General features: G+C 24.5%; 14 protein-coding genes. 6 read left to right on the top strand and 8 right to left on the bottom strand.

What is annotated here, in order from left to right; all coding sequences use genetic code 11:
* Nucleotides 1-2: 2 nt before the first annotated feature.
* Both AB4W64_RS02465 and AB4W64_RS02460 read right to left on the bottom strand, forming a co-directional pair.
* Nucleotides 3-1,745, bottom strand: coding sequence for a SmdB family multidrug efflux ABC transporter permease/ATP-binding protein (locus tag AB4W64_RS02465; RefSeq protein WP_367677915.1), 1,743 nt, complete (start codon nt 1,743-1,745; stop codon nt 3-5).
* Between the two features lie 23 nt (nt 1,746-1,768).
* A complete protein-coding gene (locus AB4W64_RS02460; RefSeq protein ID WP_367677914.1) occupies nt 1,769-3,514 on the bottom strand; it encodes a SmdA family multidrug ABC transporter permease/ATP-binding protein in 1,746 nt (581 codons plus the stop codon).
* Between the two features lie 204 nt (nt 3,515-3,718).
* Here AB4W64_RS02460 and queC point away from each other — a divergent pair, with 204 nt between their 5' ends.
* On the top strand, nt 3,719-4,414 hold the full coding sequence (queC, locus tag AB4W64_RS02455; protein ID WP_367677913.1) for a 7-cyano-7-deazaguanine synthase QueC: 696 nt from the start codon (nt 3,719-3,721) through the stop codon (nt 4,412-4,414).
* 84 nt (nt 4,415-4,498) lie between these two features.
* Here queC and AB4W64_RS02450 read toward each other — a convergent pair whose 3' ends face one another.
* The 6 genes from AB4W64_RS02450 to AB4W64_RS02425 form a co-directional block, all read right to left on the bottom strand.
* The gene (locus AB4W64_RS02450) at nt 4,499-6,358 is read right to left on the bottom strand and encodes a SurA N-terminal domain-containing protein (RefSeq protein WP_367677912.1); all 1,860 of its coding nucleotides are present in this window, start codon (nt 6,356-6,358) and stop codon (nt 4,499-4,501) included.
* A gap of 106 nt (nt 6,359-6,464) precedes the next feature.
* A complete protein-coding gene (gene lon, locus AB4W64_RS02445; RefSeq protein WP_367677911.1) occupies nt 6,465-8,822 on the bottom strand; it encodes an endopeptidase La in 2,358 nt (785 codons plus the stop codon).
* A 183-nt stretch (nt 8,823-9,005) separates the two neighbouring features.
* The gene (gene clpX, locus AB4W64_RS02440; protein WP_367677910.1) at nt 9,006-10,292 is read right to left on the bottom strand and encodes an ATP-dependent protease ATP-binding subunit ClpX; all 1,287 of its coding nucleotides are present in this window, start codon (nt 10,290-10,292) and stop codon (nt 9,006-9,008) included.
* Between the two features lie 120 nt (nt 10,293-10,412).
* On the bottom strand, nt 10,413-11,036 hold the full coding sequence (gene clpP / locus AB4W64_RS02435) for an ATP-dependent Clp endopeptidase proteolytic subunit ClpP (protein ID WP_367677909.1): 624 nt from the start codon (nt 11,034-11,036) through the stop codon (nt 10,413-10,415).
* 145 nt (nt 11,037-11,181) lie between these two features.
* Nucleotides 11,182-12,513, bottom strand: coding sequence for a trigger factor (gene tig / locus AB4W64_RS02430; RefSeq protein WP_367677908.1), 1,332 nt, complete (start codon nt 12,511-12,513; stop codon nt 11,182-11,184).
* A gap of 170 nt (nt 12,514-12,683) precedes the next feature.
* Entirely contained in the window at nt 12,684-12,986 is a 303-nt protein-coding gene (locus AB4W64_RS02425) for a BolA family protein (protein ID WP_367677907.1), read from the bottom strand.
* A 259-nt stretch (nt 12,987-13,245) separates the two neighbouring features.
* On the opposite strand from AB4W64_RS02425, the gene cyoA reads away from it, so the two are divergent.
* From cyoA to cyoE, 5 genes are read left to right on the top strand one after another with little or no spacing between them, the layout of a single operon-like run.
* Entirely contained in the window at nt 13,246-14,166 is a 921-nt protein-coding gene (gene cyoA, locus AB4W64_RS02420; RefSeq protein WP_367677906.1) for a ubiquinol oxidase subunit II, read from the top strand.
* A 4-nt stretch (nt 14,167-14,170) separates the two neighbouring features.
* Entirely contained in the window at nt 14,171-16,171 is a 2,001-nt protein-coding gene (gene cyoB, locus AB4W64_RS02415; RefSeq protein ID WP_367677905.1) for a cytochrome o ubiquinol oxidase subunit I, read from the top strand.
* On the top strand, nt 16,168-16,785 hold the full coding sequence (cyoC, locus tag AB4W64_RS02410; RefSeq protein WP_367677904.1) for a cytochrome o ubiquinol oxidase subunit III: 618 nt from the start codon (nt 16,168-16,170) through the stop codon (nt 16,783-16,785). The genes cyoB and cyoC overlap by 4 nt, the downstream gene beginning before the upstream one ends.
* Nucleotides 16,785-17,111, top strand: a complete 327-nt coding sequence (gene cyoD / locus AB4W64_RS02405) for a cytochrome o ubiquinol oxidase subunit IV (protein WP_367677903.1) — start codon at nt 16,785-16,787, stop codon at nt 17,109-17,111. Before cyoC ends, cyoD begins: the two co-directional genes overlap by 1 nt.
* Before the next feature lie 17 nt (nt 17,112-17,128).
* On the top strand, nt 17,129-17,986 hold the full coding sequence (gene cyoE / locus AB4W64_RS02400; RefSeq protein ID WP_367677902.1) for a heme o synthase: 858 nt from the start codon (nt 17,129-17,131) through the stop codon (nt 17,984-17,986).
* The last annotated feature ends 17 nt before the right edge of the window (nt 17,987-18,003 follow it).

The raw sequence follows: 18,003 nt of genomic DNA, 5'->3' as shown, positions 1-18,003 counted from the left end.
TCCTAAATTTTATATAATTGAAATTTATACATTTTCCAATAAACATCTCTTTTTTTAAGTAATTGTTCATGTGTACCAAGTTCAATAATTCTTCCATTTTTTAATACTACAATTAAGTCTGCTGCAATAATTGTTGAAAGTCTATGAGCAATAACAACTAATGTAGAATTTTTTCGTATAGAAAATAATGTCTTTTGAATTAGTTGTTCTGTTCCAGAATCAATATTAGCAGTTGCTTCATCTAAAATAAGTATTTTAGGACGTACAACTAATGTTCTAGCAATCGCTAATAATTGTTTTTGACCTACAGATAAATTATTACCTTCTTCTCTTAATATAGAATAAATTCCTTTTGGCATAGATTTTACCAAAGATGTAAGAGATACGGTGTCTAATATTTTCCACACTTGTTCTTCAGAAATTTTTCTTCCTAATGTTATATTTTCAAATATAGTATCTGAAAGAATGATTGGATCTTGTTGTACCATAAGTATGTTCTTTCTTAAAACAGAATGACTTATTGAATCAATAGATTTTTCATCTAAATATATTTTACCTGTTTTTATAGGATAATATCCCATTAACAAATTTGCTAAAGTACTTTTCCCGCTACCGGTCTGTCCTACAAACGCAACAAAATTTTTAGAGGGAATATTGAGATTAATATTTTCCAGTATATTTTTTGTTGATTTTTTATAACTAAAACTAACATTTTTAATATATATTTTACCACTTGTTAATGTTTTTTTATTTATTCCATATTTTTGTTTTGGTGAATCTATAAGTGAGAATATTCTTTCTCCTGCAACAATAGATTGTTGCAATACAGCTTGTTGGATAGTAATAGCAATCAAAGGTTCATTAAGTCTTCCAAGATAGGTAATAAATGCATATAGTATACCTACTTCAAAAGCCCCAATAGAAATATAACTAAATAAAAATATAAAATTACATAATGCAAAAGCAGATAATAAGCTTAATAATGGTCTTAATAAAAAACCATCTAGTTTTAATATTTTCATACGTGCTATATAATGTAATTCACTGCTTTTTTTTATGTGTTCTTTAAATCTATTTTGTTGTCGAAATTGCTGAATGACATTAATTCCATTAATGTTTTCATTAAATTTATTATTTATGTCAGCTAGATAATATCGAACTTTTCTTAAAAGTGGAGTACTATAATATTGATAAATTAACATCACTGTAATAACTAATGGTATAATAAGAAAAGCTATTATTGCCATATGCCATTCTAAACTAAACATCGCGAACAATATAATTAAAATTAGTGTAATACTACGAAATAAAGTAGGTGCCACTGTATCATATAATTCTTTTACTGCTTCAGTATCATTTGTTACTTTTGAAATCATTTGACCAATAGGTTGAGAATCAAATTGACTGATAGGTTGTCTTAATGCAGCATACATTACATCTTGACGCAATTTATTAATAATTTTTACTGCTATTTTATTAAATAAAACACTTTGAAAATAATTAAAAAATACTGATAATATTTGTAATGTTATATATATCACAATGATAATAAATATTATTTTAAAATTTAATTGATGCTTAGATAAAACATTATTAATAAAATAACTTATTAGAACAGGTCCTAAAACTTCTGATATTGATCCACTTACAAGTAAAACAAATGCTAATATTAATGATTTTTTAAAAGGAAAAACGTACAATAGCAATCTTTTCAAAATTGGCCAAAACTCAATTAAATGATCCATGTTATAAATTTTTCACCTGTTTTTTAGTTGTCCTTAAGTTCTATTGCTAATTTTTGACAAAAATACATAGATTTATACCAATTTTCTTCTTTGATTAATTGTAAATGTGTTCCTCTTTGTATAATTAAACCATTTTTTATAACTATAATTTCATCTGAATTCATTAATGTAGATAAACGATGCGCTGTAACAATTAAAGAATGTCCATTCTTTTGCCATTTATTAATGTTTTTTAATATATTGTTTGCTGTTTGACTATCCACTGCAGATAGTGCATCATCTAGTATTAATATTTCTGAATTTAATAATAATGCGCGTGCAATAGAAATTCGTTGTTTTTGACCTCCAGATAGCATTACTCCACGCTCTCCTACTTGAGTGTCATATCCTTTTTTAAACTGTATAATGTCTTTGTGTATATCAGCTAATTTTGCCATTTTTTCAATTTCTTTCTGAGATGCATTAGGATTTCCTAAAGAAATATTATTTGCAATACTTTCTGAAAATAAAAAAGAACTTTGATTAACAACTGATATTCGACTTCTCCAAGTATCAATTTTTAATTCTGATAACGGTACAGAATGATAAATAATATTACCTTTTGTAATATTAAATTGTCGTTGGATAATTTTCAACAAAGTGCTTTTTCCAGACCCTGTAGGGCCGCAAACACCTAAAGTTTTTCCTGGTTCTAAAATAATATTTATATTTTTTAAAGATGGAATGTTGTTTTTCGGATAAAAAAACGTGTTAATATTAACTTTTAATGTACTAGGAGAAGATGGAAGTGTTTTATTTCCATCTTGAATATATAATTTTTTATTGATGATTGAGTATATTCTGTCCCAAGCAGCACTGCCTCTTTCAACTATATTAAACATCCATGCCAGTGCTAACATTGGCCAAATCATTAATCCAAGATACATAATAAAACTAGTTAATTGACCTATGGTGATTTGATTATTCCATACTAACCAACTCCCTTCCATAACAGCCAATAAATTAGAAAAAGCTACTGCTAAATAAATTACTGGATCAAAACGAGCATCTATTTTTGCTACTTCCATATTTTTTTTTCCTGTATTTTTTACAACAATATTAAATTTATTAGATTGATTTTTTTCTAATCCAAATGCTCTAATCATACGAATACTAGTTAATATCTCTTGTGTTTGATTATTTAATGTAGCGAAGGCAGATTGAGCATGACGAAAAGTATCATGTAGTTCTTTTCCGTATTTTTTAATTAAAATAGCCATGATAGGCATTGGTATTAAAGAAACAACTGTTAATAACAAACTAATTTGAGTGCTCATGACTATTAAAACAGAACACCCCATAACTAATGAATCTACAAATGTTAAAACGCCTTCTCCTGCTGCAAAAACTACTCGATCAACATCATTTGTTGCTCTTGCAATTAGATCTCCAGTTCTATTTTTTAAAAAAAATTTTTCACTCTGTTGACTTAAGTAAGAATAAAATTTAACGCGAAGTTCTGTTGCTAATTGGTAAGAAGCACCAAATAAGAGTATTCTCCATAAATAACGTAATATATATACAATAATGGCTACTAAGAGAATAATTGAAATCCAAGGTAATATTTGAATTCCATGCATTTTTTCCTTAATAATTAAATCTATTAAAATGCCAACTATCTTTGGTGGTAATAATTGTAAAATAGCAATTATTATTAATAATAAAACTGCTCCTGAATATCGTTTCCATTCCCGTGTAAAAAACCATTTTAATTGATTGAACAATTTCACAAAAAAATCCTAAAAGTTAAAGTTTTATAAAATTATTTTTAATACTATATTTTTTATAAACTACAAAAAATTTTAGTAAAAAATAATTGTATTTTATGTGATAATATAAAAAATATTTTTACAACAGACTTTCTTATCTACATTCGATACTAAATTTAATTTAGTAAAAAAATATAATATTTAAAAGTCGTAACTTATAAAAAAATGAAAAAAATATTAGTAGTTTTCAGTGGTGGACAAGATTCAACAACTTGTTTAATACATTATACGCATATATGTGAAGAAGTTCATTGCATAACATTTGATTACGAACAATTACATAAAACTGAAATTGAATCTTCTCTTTTGATATCAAAAAAACTAGGAATTACAAATCATGTAGTTCTAGATATTAAGTATTTACAAGATATATCTATAAGCAGCTTAATGAACAAAAATATTTCAATTAATAGTATGCATCCATTAAACTCTTTTCTTCCTAGTACATTTGTTCCTGGTCGTAATATTTTGTTTTTAATTTTATCTTCTATATATGCTTATACTCATAACATCAATAATATAGCTTTAGGTGTTAATGAAGTTGATTTTTCTGGTTATCCAGATTGCACAGAAAGTTTTATTAAAAAAATAAATAAAGTTGTTAGAATAGGTATAAATTGTAATATTAATTTTATCACACCTCTAATTAATCTTAATAAATCAGAAATATGGGCCTTATCAGATTATTGGAATGCAGTTGATATCATTTTAAATGATACTGTTACTTGTTATAATGGTATTCAAGGACAAGGTTGTAAAAAATGTCGTTCTTGTATAATTCGAAAAAAAGGTTTTGATACATGGAAATTAAATCCTTCTTATTATATGGAAACTCTTAAGAAAAAAATAAAATTATTGTAAATATCTTTTATATTTTTTTATAAAGTTATTCGTTTTTATTAAAAAAATACATCGAATAACTTTGTTTAATAAATTTATATTGCTTTAATTTTTTTTATATTTAATTATTGATTTCTTATGTAAGCTATGAAGAAGAGAATTAAAAATGTTTTCAGTATTGTTTTTTTCTAAATATTCAATAATAATATTTTTTTCTTTTTCAGAGAAATCTTTATTATAAATTTTTTCAAGACATATAATTACAAAATTTTTGTTTTGATCTTGATATAAAGTATATATTTTTTTTCCCTTTTGTGGATGTGGTAAAGAAAAAACTATTGATGTAATAGGTGTTTCATCGTAACGAGATAGATTTTCTGTTTTTTCAAAATATAAATGTGATTTTTTAAATAAATTTGTATTATCTTTTTTAAGATCTAAAATGATATTTTCTGCTATTTTTTTAGTTTCTTTTATTGCTTTTATAATTTTTATTTTTTTTATAATATTGTTTTTAGCATATTTAAATTCTTGAATTTTTTTATTTTGAAAATCTTTAATATTAATTAAAAAAGATTTATTGTTTTTTAAAACAATAAAATATACGTATGATTGTATTTTATTATTTTTTTTAATTAATTTTGTATTAAAAATTACTTTTTTTAAAGGAGCGATATTTAATTCTTTAGGAACAGAATATTTGTCAAACCAATCAGTTTTTTCTGCAGAAATATTACTTTTTTTCAGTATTAAATTAAATTGATTGGGATTTTTTTTAATCAGACTAGATATTTTATTTTTTAATTTATAATATAAATTTAATGATTTTTGATTTTTTATTTCTTGTTTAATGATGTTATATACTTCTTTTATTTTTTTTTTCTTGCCAATTGAAATTTCTTCTAATTTAATAATTAAAAATTCATTTTTAAATGGTATTATGCCAGATAAAGCATTTTTTTTATTTAAATTGATGTTTTTAATTTCATCTGGTATTAAATCTGTAGAAATCCATCCAATGTCTCCGCCTTTTTCTGATGAAACGGGATCCGTAGATTGCTCCTTAGCTATTTTTGAAAAATCTTCAGGTTTTTTATTTATTTGAGATAATAGTAATTCTGCTTTATGTTTATCTTTTATTTGAATAATACTATATCTTCTTTTTTCTTTTGTTGAATATCTATTAATATTTTTTAGATACCATTCATGAATTTCTTCTTTGCTACAATCAGTTTTAAAATTTTTTGGATTTAATTGTACAAAACTAATTTTAAACTTTTCTGGAATATAAAAATCGTTTCTGTGTTGATTGAAATATGTTTCTGTTTCTATATTACTGACCTTTTGCTTGTCAACAGCAGAATCAATTTTTAATATAGCTTTTTTAATTGTTCTTTTTTGCGATAATAATTCTATAATTTTTTTCTGTTCATCTTTTAAAATAAAATTAGTATTGGAAATTATTTTTATTAAATTTTCAGTATTGATTTTTGTTTTAATTATATTGATATATTCATAATTAGTTAAATTCATAGAAGCAAGATAATTAAAATATTTTTCTTTATTAAACGTTTTATTTTTTTGAAACATAGGTGAATTTAATATTATTTCTTTTATTTGGAATTCATTGGCTTGAAGTTGCATTTTTTTTACATACTGCTCTAAAAGAATATTATTAATTATTTGAGATAAAACATAATTATATGTTTCCTTAATAAATTTTTTTTTATGACTTAACTCAAAAAAATGTTTTCCTAATATTGTTTTTTGTCTTTCTTTTTCTATTAAATACATTTTTTGTAAAAGTTCAAAACTAATTTTTTCACCATTTACTGTTGCTATATATTTTTCTGAATCTTGATTAAAATAAATGTTCATAGTACTAAATATTAAGGATAAAATAATTACACCCAGAATACATTTTACTATTATTTTTTTTGGTGCTAATTTTAAATATTTTGTCATCATATGATGATCCTAGATATTTTTGATATTATATAATATAAGAAATATTATCAATGATTTCTAAATATAAAGGCTGACAATGTCTTTGTCAGCCAAATTTTTTTATCTATATAATATCGTTTGTTCTTTTTAAAACATAAGGAATTTTTTCTAATGCTAAACTTAACACTTCTTCAATATGTTTTACCGGATGTATCATCAATCCTTCGATAATATTTTGAGGTATTTCTTCTAAATTACGTTTGTTTTCATATGGTATTAAGACAATTTTAATGCCTCCACGGTGTGCTGCTAATAGTTTTTCTTTTAGTCCTCCAATAGGTAGAACTTGTCCACGTAATGTTATTTCTCCTGTCATTGCAACATTGGATTTAACAGGATTTTTTGTCAATGATGAAACAATAGCTGTACACATGGCTACACCAGCACTAGGCCCATCTTTTGGTGTTGCACCTTCAGGAACATGAACATGAATATCATGTTTTTCATAAAAATCTTTTTTAATACCTAATTTTTCAGCTTGAGATCGTACTACAGTAAGTGCTGCCTGAATCGATTCTTGCATTACTTCACCTAAAGAACCTGTATAAGTAAGTTTTCCTTTTCCTGAGACGCATGCTGTTTCAATTGTCAGTAATTCTCCGCCAACTTCTGTCCATGCTAATCCAATAACTTGTCCAATTTGATTTTGAATATTAATTTTTCCGTAATCAAAACGTTTAACTCCTAAATATTTTTTTAAATTTAAGCTGTTTATTTCAATTTTTTTTAAAGATTTGTCTAATAATAAATTTTTTACTACTTTTCGACATATTTTAGAAATTTCACGTTCTAGGCTACGTACTCCTGCTTCACGAGTATAATACTGAATAATACTAATTATTGCAGAATCAGTAATGGTTAATTCATCTTCTTTTAATGCATTTCTTTCTATTTGTTTAGGATACAAATAGCGTTTTGCTATATTTAATTTTTCATTTTCAGTATAACCAGAAAGACGAATTATTTCCATGCGATCTAGTAATGGTGCTGGTATATTCATAGAATTTGATGTTGCTACGAACATAACGTCTGACAAATCATAGTCTACTTCTAGATAATGATCGTTAAAAGTTACATTTTGTTCTGGATCTAATACTTCTAATAAAGCAGAAGCTGGATCTACTCTTATATCGCAAGACATTTTATCAATTTCATCTAATAAAAATAATGGATTTTTTACTTTTGCTTTAGCCATTTTTTGAATTAATTTTCCGGGCATAGATCCTATGTATGTACGTCTATGACCTCTGATTTCTGCTTCATCTCTTATGCCTCCTAAAGCCATTCTTACATATTTTCTACCTGTAGATCTGGCAATAGATTTTCCTAATGATGTTTTTCCAACACCTGGTGGGCCAATCAAACATAAAATAGGACCTTTAACTTTATTTTTTCGACTTTGTACTGCTAAATATTCTAAGATTCTATCTTTAACTTTTTCTAATCCAAAATGATCGATATCAAGAATTTTTTTAGCTTGTCGAATATCTTTTTTTATTTTTGTCCTAATATGCCAAGGCACTTGTATCATCCAGTCAATATAACTACGTACTACTGTTGCTTCTGCTGACATAGGCGACATCATTTTTAATTTTTTAAGTTCTGATTCTGTTTTTTCTTTTGCTTCTTTTGGCATTTTTGATGCTTTGATTTTTCTTTTCAATATTTTATTTTCATCAGGAATTTCATCCATATCGCCAAGTTCTTTTTGAATAGCTTTCATTTGCTCATTCAAATAGTATTCTCTTTGACTTTTTTCCATTTGTTTTTTGACACGATTTCTAATTCTTTTTTCTACCTGTAGTAAATCTATTTCTGTTTCCATAATAGCCATTAAAAATTCTAATCTTTCGTTTATATTATGTATTTCCAAAACTGATTGCTTATCATTTAATTTTAATGGCATGTGTGCAGCAATAGTATCTGCTAGTTTTTCTGAGCTTGTAATATTATTTAGAGTGTTTAATATCTCTGATGGAATTTTTTTATTAAGTTTAATGTACGATTCAAATTGATTGATTGTTGTACGAATTAATACTTCTTGCTCTTTGTCTAAAATCGTAGGGGAAATAATTAATTCTACTTCTGCAATAAAATGTTCTCCATTATTTGTTAAGTTTTTAATAAAAGCACGTTGTAATCCTTCCACCAGTACCTTTACCGTACCATCTGGTAATTTTAACATTTGCAAAATTGAACTAATAGTTCCAATATTAAATAAATCATTTGCAGTAGGTTCATCTTTAGATGCTTCTTTTTGTGCAATTAGCATAATTTTTTTATCATTATCCATAGAGGTTTCAATGCATTTAATTGATTTTTTACGACCTACAAATAATGGAATTACCATATGAGGATATATAACTACATCTCTTAATGGTAAGACGGGGATTTTAATGCGTTCAGAACGCTCAGAATTCATAGAGCTCTCTCTTAGTTGAAAATTTCCGCTATTATTTATTTAAAACTGCAAGATGTAATAAAAAATGCAGTTACATCTATCATTAGTCAAGTATATCGGGATAGTCGCTTAATATTTAATGTTAAGTGTTTGACAAAATAAAAAAAGTGTTTTTTTATTTTTTAGATCATCGGATGTCTTTTTTTATTCACCTGATGCTTTTTTTGATTTGTTTTTTCCATATATTATTTTTGGCGATGTATTAGAATGAATTACTGATTCGTTAATTGATACTTTTTCTACATTAATCATAGATGGTAATTCATACATAATATCTAATAAAACATTTTCAATAATAGATCTTAGTCCTCTTGCACCTGTTTTTTTATTCAGTGCTTTTTTTGCAATGGCTGTGATAGATTTTTTGTCAAATTCAAGTTCTACTTTTTCTAAATGAAATAATGTTTGATATTGTTTAATTAAAGCGTTTTTAGGTTGGCAGAGTATTTTAACTAATGCATCTTCGGTTAATTCATTTAATATAGCAATAATTGGTAAACGACCAATAAACTCTGGAATTAATCCAAATTTTATTAAATCTTTAGGCTGTACTTTTTTTAATAATGAATCTTCTGATATTTCTTGTTTGGATTTCTTAATAGTAGCGTTAAAACCTATTTCTGTTCGCGTACTAAGCCTTTTAGAAATAATTTTAGATAATTCTGAAAATGCACCTGCACAGATAAATAAAATATTTGAAGTATTGACTTGTAAAAATTCTTGTTGTGGATGTTTTCGACCTCCTTGAGGGGGGACAGACGCTAGCGTTCCTTCAATTAATTTTAATAAAGCTTGTTGAACTCCTTCTCCAGATACATCTCTAGTAATAGAAGGATTATCAGATTTTCTTGAAATTTTATCTATTTCATCTATATAAATAATACCTAATTCTGCTTTTTTTACATTATACTTGCATTTTTGTAATAGTTTTTGTATAACGTTTTCAACATCTTCTCCTACATATCCTGCTTCAGTTAGAGTAGTTGCATCAGCAATAGTAAATGGTACATCTAATAATTTAGCTAAAGTTTGGGCTAATAATGTTTTACCACTACCAGTGGGTCCGATTAATAAAATGTTACTTTTACCTAGTTCAACTGAATCTGTATTTTTATTAAAGTTGCGAAGACGCTTATAATGATTATAAACAGCCACAGACAATACTTTTTTTGTATAATCTTGTCCAACTACATAATTATCAAGATGTTTTTTAATTTCTTGTGGTGTAGGTAAATAATTGATTTTATTATCTTGTTCTGTTGTTCTATTTGTGATAGTTTCTTCAGTGATAATATCATTACATAATCTTATACATTCATCACATATATACACTGTTGGACCAGCTATTAATTTTTTTACTTCTTTTTGATTTTTTCCACAAAAAGAGCAATAAAGAAGTTTTTTAGAATCATCTTTACTCTTATCTGTCATGCTTTAACCTCTTTTGTACGCTGATTACAATTTTTTTATATTTTTTGAGTAAATAGATTTTTCTATGTATTTTTTAAAAAATAGAATATGCTATAAAAGATATATGACTTCGATATTTTATTAACGATGAGTTAAAAGAGAATCAATTAATCCGTATTTAATAGATTCATCTGATGATAAAAAACAATCACGTTCCGTATCTTTATTTATTTTTTTTATAGATTGACCAGTGTGATATGACATTAATTTATTTAATTTTTTTTTCGTTTTCGTTATTTCTCGTGCGTGAATTGCAATATCTGAAGCTTGTCCTTGATATCCACCTAATGGCTGATGGATCATAACTTTTGAATTCGGCAAACAAAATCTTTTTCCTTTTTTGCCAGATGTTAATAATAAAGCTGCCATAGAACATGCTTGTCCTATACAAATAGTACTAATATCTGGTTTAACAAATTGCATCGTGTCATAAATAGACATGCCTGATGTAATAACACCTCCTGGAGAATTAATATATAAAAATATATCTTTTTTTGGGTTTTCAGCTTCTAAAAATAATATTTGAGCTACAATATTATTTGCCATACCATCTTCAATGGTACCTGTTATAAAAATGATTCGCTCTTTTAATAGTCGTGAATATATGTCATATGAACGCTCTCCTCTGGAATGTTGTTCGATGACCATTGGAATTAACGTTGAATAAGAATTTTTAATATTTTTTTTACTATGACTATGTAACATTTTTTATTCCCAAAAATACTTATTTTTTTGAAAAATAAATATTTTATTTAATGATTTTTTTATATTATATGACAATTTTAAATGAAAATATGAATATATTAAAAAAATTTTAAGTTTTTAAGGAAAACATTCGAAGTGAATACTTTTAACATTCTATAAAATCTTCTTCATTATTTTCCCATTTATAATTTATATATTCGTCAAAAGTCCAATTTTTTTTAGTGATTTCAATATTTTTTATAAGCCAACGTATAGCTTGATTTTCTAAGTCAATGCTTTTTATTGTATTCTTTAAATTTTTATTTTTATTATATAAATGAATAATTTCTAATGGTTTTTTATAGTTTAAAGATATTTCTTTAATTAATTTTTGCATATTTTTTTCATTTTCTATAAATTGATTTTCAGAAATAATTTTTTCTATAATTATTTTAATATATAATCTTTTTTTCGCTTGTACATGAAGATTTCTATAATATTCTCTTTCTAAGATATTATGATTGTATTTTTTGTATTCTTCTTTTTTTTGTTGATATAAAATTTCTACTTCTTCTGTTAACAAAATTGGAGGTATTAATATAGATTTTTTTTTGATTATTTCTTCTATGATTTGTTTTTCTAAGTATGTTTGAGTTGTTTTATTGATCTGAGCGTTAATATTATCTTTTATATTTTTATAATATAGTTCGCTTAATACTTTTTTTTGATTGCTTGTTTGAGTCTTTTCTAATTCTGTTGGTTCTTTTTTCTCAATGCGTATTATTTTAATTTTAAATGTTATGTCTTTATTTTGTAATTCTTTTTCTGGATGAAATGAATGAAATTTTATTTTAAAAAATATAATATCATTAATATAATGATTTATTATCTTATGATTTAAAATAGATAAAAGTGTGTTATTAGATGCAATAAATATTGTGTTCTTTCTATCAAATTTATCTATTTTTTTTCTTTTTTCATAAACACTATAGTCAATAGTTATACGATCATAGGCTTTAATTGGTCCATTAACTGTTTTCCAAAGACTATTATTTGTTGTATATTCTGCTATTTTTTTTTTGATATCATCATCGGTAATTTTTACATTGATTTTTGTTGCTTTGATGAATTTAATATCTTTTATTTCAAATTTTGGATATAGTTCATAGACCACAGAATACTCAAAATCTTCTTTTTTTTTATCTTGCTGTTGATGCATATAATATTTTGGAAAACCAATAATTTTTATTTTTTCTTTTTTAATAAATTCATAAAAAAATTTTTGCATTAGTTCTTTAAATACATCATAATAAACTGTTTCACCATATTTTTCTTGTACGATTTTAAGGGGAATTTTTCCTTTTCTAAATCCATTAATGTTCGTTTTTTTACTAATTTTTGTCAGTTCTGTAATCATTGCATAATTAACAGTATCTTTAGGAATGTTAATTGTAACACGATGACCTGCATCTTTGTTTTTTTCCATAAAAAATTTCATTTTTATTACCTCAAAAATTATTTTTATCAATATCTTTTAGAGATTCTATATTTTAAAAATTTTTAGCAATATTTTTTTATATTAATGTTTTATACCAAACAGTTATTCTTGATTTTTTTTGCGAAAATATATTTTTATAAATTATTATTAGTAGGTTTTAGATATTTATCTTATTTTTTTAAACAATTAGTAATAATGATTTTTTTATTTTTTTTGTAATCCCATTCAATAAGTGTATAAGTATACAATGTTATTGAATATATTTTTTCTTTTGTTATTTTTGATAAAATTGAAAAAATAATACGATGTCTATTTATAAATGTTTTATTAATAAAATCGTCGCTAATAATGATTATCTGTAAATGTGTTAAACCTTGTTGTAAATGCTTATGAAGTGAGCTATGGTCTTGAATAGAAATAAAACTTATATTCATTTCAGAAGTTAAGCGTTTTTTTATTTTATCTAGAATCATTAAATGGAATTGTTTCCTGTTTAATTGAATTTTTTTAAGGTGATATTATAGTTTTTTTAATTTTAATATTGTCAAGAAATTTTATTTTAAAAAAATAGTTTTATGTTTTAAATTTTATCAATTTTTCAAAAATAATTCAATTGTTTCAAAAATTATTAAATATAATAAAAATTATAATTTTTAAAAAATATTTTACAGTATTTTTTTAATCTTTTAATTAATATTATCTAATAATATATTATATATTGAGGTTTTTTAAATGAGTTTTTTAAACTATAACAATTTCTTTAAAATATTATTATTAATTTTAACGTTTTTTGGACTGAATGGATGCGATAGTTTTTTATTAAAACCTCATGGATTAATTGCTATAGAAGAATGTTCTTTAATTTCTATATCATTTTTTATGATGTTATTAGTTGTTATTCCTGTAATTTTTATGACTATTTATTTTTCGATTAAGTATCGTGCAACTAATACAAATCAGATATATAAGCCTAATTGGTGTGATTCAAAAAAAATAGAAATAGTTGTTTGGACGATTCCTATTTTAATTATTTCTTTTTTAGCATTTTTATCTTGGAATTATACTCATAAATTAGAACCAAAAAAATCTATAGCATCTTTTTATAAACCTATTAAAATAGATGCTATTGCTTTAGATTGGAAATGGTTATTTATTTATCCAGATTATCATGTTGCAACAATTAATGAAATTATGTTTCCCGTGAATAGACCTGTATTGTTTCGCATTACTTCTAATTCTGTTATGAATTCTTTTTTTATTCCTGCTTTAGGAAGTCAAATATATGCTATGCCTGGTATGGCAACAACTTTAAATTTAATTTCTAATAGTCCAGGAGAATATAAAGGTATATCATCTAATTACAGTGGTCGAGGGTTTTCTAACATGAAGTTTTCTGCAATATCTGTGCTACAAAATGATATTTTTTTGAATTGGTTGAAAAAAATTAAAACGTCTTCTAAAGTATTAAATACAATGAAGATTTTTAATACAATATCTATGCCAAATGATAATCATCCTGTAGAATATTTTTCTAATGTTAAAGAAGATTTATTTAATCATATTATCAATAAATATTCTATAAAAACTATTCAAAATATACATTCATATCCTATTAATAAAATTTTAATAAAAAATGCTAAGGTGGAGAAATAATAAAATGTTTGGAAAATTGACATTTGACGTTATACCTTATCATGAACCAATTATAATGGTTACTTATATTGGTATTATTATTATTGCATTATCTCTTGTATTAGGTATTACGTATTATAGAAAATGGAATTATCTGTGGTCTGAATGGTTCACTACAGTAGATCATAAAAAAATATCTATTATGTATGGGATACTTGCTTTTATTATGTTATTTCGAGGTTTTGTTGACGCAATGCTTATGCGTACACAACAGGTTATAGCATCATCTGGTTATAAAGGATTTTTACCACCTCATCATTATGATCAAATATTTACAGCACATGGTGTAATAATGATTTTCTTTGTAGCCATGCCTCTTGTAATAGGTTTAATGAACTTAGTTGTACCGCTTCAAATTGGAGCACGTGATGTAGCTTTTCCTTTTTTAAACAATTTAAGTTTTTGGTTAAACGCTAGTAGCGCAGTGTTACTTACTTTATCTTTAGGAATAGGAGAATTCGCACAAACAGGTTGGTTGGCTTATCCTCCTTTATCTGGTATTCAATATAGTTCGGGTGTGGGAGTTGATTATTGGATTTGGAGCCTACAAATTTCTGGTATTGGAACAACATTAACAGGAATTAATTTTTTAGTAACAATTTTAAATATGAGAGCTCCTGGTATGTCTTTTTTCAAAATGCCAGTTTTTACCTGGACTTCTTTATGTACAAATATTCTTATTGTTATTTCATTTCCAGTTTTAACTATGACTTTAATATTATTAACTTTAGATCGTTATTTTAATTTTCATTTTTTTACTAACGATTTAGGTGGAAATGCAATGATGTATGTCAATTTAATATGGATTTGGGGTCATCCAGAAGTTTATATTTTAGTACTGCCAGTATTCGGAGTATTTTCAGAAATAGTAGCAACTTTTTCTCAAAAACGTTTATTTGGTTATGTATCTTTAGTATGGGCTACTTTTTCAATTACTATTTTATCTTTTATTGTGTGGCTTCATCATTTTTTTACTATGGGTGCTGGGGCAAATATTAATTCTTTTTTTGGAATCACTACTATGATTATAGCGATTCCTACTGGAGTAAAAATTTTTAATTGGTTGTTTACAATGTATCAAGGTCGTATTGTTATGCATTCTTCCATGTTATGGACATTAGGTTTTTTAGTAACTTTTTCTATTGGTGGGATGACGGGTGTATTGCTATCAGTTCCTCCTGCTGATTTTATTTTACATAACAGTTTATTTTTAGTTGCACATTTTCATAATGTTATTATTGGTGGAGTAGTTTTTGGTTGTTTTGCAGGTATTAATTATTGGTTTCCTAAACTATTTGGATTTATTTTAAATGAAAAATGGGGAAAACGTGCTTTTTGGTTTTGGATTATCGGTTTTTTAATTGCTTTTTTACCTTTATATTTTTTAGGTTTAATGGGTATGACTCGTCGTTTAAGTCAGAATATTGATTCTGAATTTCATTTTTTACTATGTATTGCTGCTATTGGAGCTTGTTTAATTGGAATTGGAATAGTATGCCAAATAATACAATTTTTTATTTCAATCAGAGATCGAAAATATAATTTAGATTTAACTGGAGATCCTTGGAATGGCAGAACTTTAGAATGGTCTGTTTCTTCACCTGCTCCAATATATAATTTTGCTATTATTCCTTTAATTAAGGATAGAGATCACTTTTGGAAAAACAAACAAAAAAACAAAGATGTTCATCACATACAAAAAATGATTGATTATACTAATTATCATGATATTCATGTTCCTAAAAATACAGGATTAGGTTTTTTAATAAGTATTTTTTCATTATTATTTGGTTTTTCGGCAGTATGGCATATTACTTGGTTATGTTTTGTATCTTTTTTTGCGATTGTTATTACTTTAATTGCAAAAAGTATTAATGAAAATCATGAATATACTATATCAGTAGCAGATATAAAAAAAATTGAGTGTAAGTATTGGGAAAATATTCGAAAAGCAGGTTTAAAATGATAGATCAGAAAAAGAATAATATATTTTCAAAAGTTGATTTTGATGTAGAAAATTATAAATCAAGAAATAATAAATTATTTGGTTTTTGGATATATTTGATGAGTGATTGCATCATGTTTGCAGTTTTATTTGCTGTTTATGCAATTATTTCTTCTAGTATATCTATTGATTTAATTAGTAGTAAAATTTTTAATTTACATTCTATTTTATTAGAAACATTTTTGTTATTGTTAAGTTCTTTATCCTGTGGTTTTATTATTATAAGTATGAATAAAAAAAATATTAAGATGATATATTCATGTTTAATAATAACTTTTTGTTTAGGATTTATTTTTTTATTTATGGAAATCAATGAATTTTACGAACTTATAAAAAAATGTTTTGGTCCTGATCAAAATGCATTTTTTTCTATTTTTTTTACTCTTGTAGGAACTCATGGAATTCATATTTTTTTCGGTTTAATTTTTATACTATCAATTATTTATCAAATTAAAATATTAGGTTTGACTAATTCTGTTTGTACTCGAATTTTATGTTTTAGTTTATTTTGGCATTTTTTAGATATTATATGGATTTGTGTTTTTACTTTGGTATATTTAAATGGAGTTCTTTAATGCAACATTTTATTATGTTCAATATTGATAAAGAAATTAAATCTTATTTATTAGGTTTTGTGTTGTCTATAGTATTAACAGTTTTACCGTTTTTTGTAGTTATGCAAAAAATATTTTCTAATGAAATAAATTATATTATTATTTTTTTATGCGCCATTGCTCAAATCATTCTTCATTTTCTATTTTTTTTACATTTAAATTTTTATACTATAGAAGGGCAATGGAACATTATTACGCTATTATTTATTATGATAATAATTTTTATTATAGTTTTTGGTTCTGTATGGATCATGCTTAATTTAAATCATCATATGATTTTACATTAATTCAAGATATTTTACTCATGTTCAAGTATTATTTAGAGATAACTAAACCTGGTATTATTATTGGTAATATTATTTTAATTTCAGGTAGTTTTTTATTGGCATCAAGTCATAACATATTTAATTTTTTTTTATTTTTTTATACTCTTTTAGGTACATCTTTAGTTATTGCTTCTGCTTGTGTTTTTAATAATTTAATTGATTGCGATATAGATAAAAAAATGAAACGTACAAGTCAAAGAGTATTATCAAAAAGAATACTTTCTCCTGTATCAGTATTTATTTTTGCTTTTTTTATAGGATTGTGCGGTGTATCTATATTAGGAATATTAGTAAATAGTCTCACTATGATTTTATCATTTTTGGGTTTTTTTGTTTATGTTATTATATATACATTGCTATGTAAGCGTAGAACAGTTTATTCAACATTGATTGGAAGTTTTTCAGGTTCTACTCCATCTTTAATTGGATACACAGCTGTTACTGATGCCATAGATATATGTTCTTTTTTATTATTTATTATTTTTATATTTTGGCAAATGTCTCATTTTTATGCTATTGCTATATTAAGAATAGAAGATTACAAACAAGCTAAAATCCCTGTTTTTCCTGTAATTAAAGGTATTTTAAAAACTAAAAAACATATTTTTTATTATATTATTAATTTTATTTTTTTTAGTATGTTATTAACATTTTTAGATTATGTAAGTTATACTTTTTTATTTTTATCTTCTATAATTCATTTTTATTGGCTGTTTTTAGCCTGTGTAAATATTAAAAAATATAATAATAAAGAAAATGCAAGTAAATTATTTTATTTTTCTATTGTCGTAGTTGTTTTATTTAATTTTTTTCTATCCATAGATTTTTTATTTTAAATTTTCTATAAAAAATT

Origin of the sequence: Buchnera aphidicola (Brachycaudus tragopogonis) (assembly GCF_964059175.1) — a bacterium.
Classification (GTDB): domain Bacteria; phylum Pseudomonadota; class Gammaproteobacteria; order Enterobacterales; family Enterobacteriaceae; genus Buchnera; species Buchnera aphidicola_BM.
The sequence above is the reverse complement of the archived record's forward strand: the minus strand, read 5'-3'. Positions and strand labels throughout refer to the sequence as shown.

Excerpts from the sequence above, each read along its gene's own strand:
- tig (WP_367677908.1), bottom strand. The coding sequence starts at position 12,513 with ATGAAATTTTTTATGGAAAAAAACAAAGATGCAGGTCATCGTGTTACA.
- clpX (WP_367677910.1), bottom strand. The coding sequence starts at position 10,292 with ATGACAGATAAGAGTAAAGATGATTCTAAAAAACTTCTTTATTGCTCT.
- AB4W64_RS02450 (WP_367677912.1), bottom strand. The coding sequence starts at position 6,358 with ATGACAAAATATTTAAAATTAGCACCAAAAAAAATAATAGTAAAATGT.
- cyoC (WP_367677904.1), top strand. The coding sequence starts at position 16,168 with ATGATAGATCAGAAAAAGAATAATATATTTTCAAAAGTTGATTTTGAT.
- AB4W64_RS02465 (WP_367677915.1), bottom strand. The coding sequence starts at position 1,745 with ATGGATCATTTAATTGAGTTTTGGCCAATTTTGAAAAGATTGCTATTG.
- cyoE (WP_367677902.1), top strand. The coding sequence starts at position 17,129 with ATGTTCAAGTATTATTTAGAGATAACTAAACCTGGTATTATTATTGGT.
- clpP (WP_367677909.1), bottom strand. The coding sequence starts at position 11,036 with ATGTTACATAGTCATAGTAAAAAAAATATTAAAAATTCTTATTCAACG.
- lon (WP_367677911.1), bottom strand. The coding sequence starts at position 8,822 with ATGAATTCTGAGCGTTCTGAACGCATTAAAATCCCCGTCTTACCATTA.
- cyoD (WP_367677903.1), top strand. The coding sequence starts at position 16,785 with ATGCAACATTTTATTATGTTCAATATTGATAAAGAAATTAAATCTTAT.
- AB4W64_RS02425 (WP_367677907.1), bottom strand. The coding sequence starts at position 12,986 with ATGATTCTAGATAAAATAAAAAAACGCTTAACTTCTGAAATGAATATA.
- cyoA (WP_367677906.1), top strand. The coding sequence starts at position 13,246 with ATGAGTTTTTTAAACTATAACAATTTCTTTAAAATATTATTATTAATT.
- queC (WP_367677913.1), top strand. The coding sequence starts at position 3,719 with ATGAAAAAAATATTAGTAGTTTTCAGTGGTGGACAAGATTCAACAACT.
- cyoB (WP_367677905.1), top strand. The coding sequence starts at position 14,171 with ATGTTTGGAAAATTGACATTTGACGTTATACCTTATCATGAACCAATT.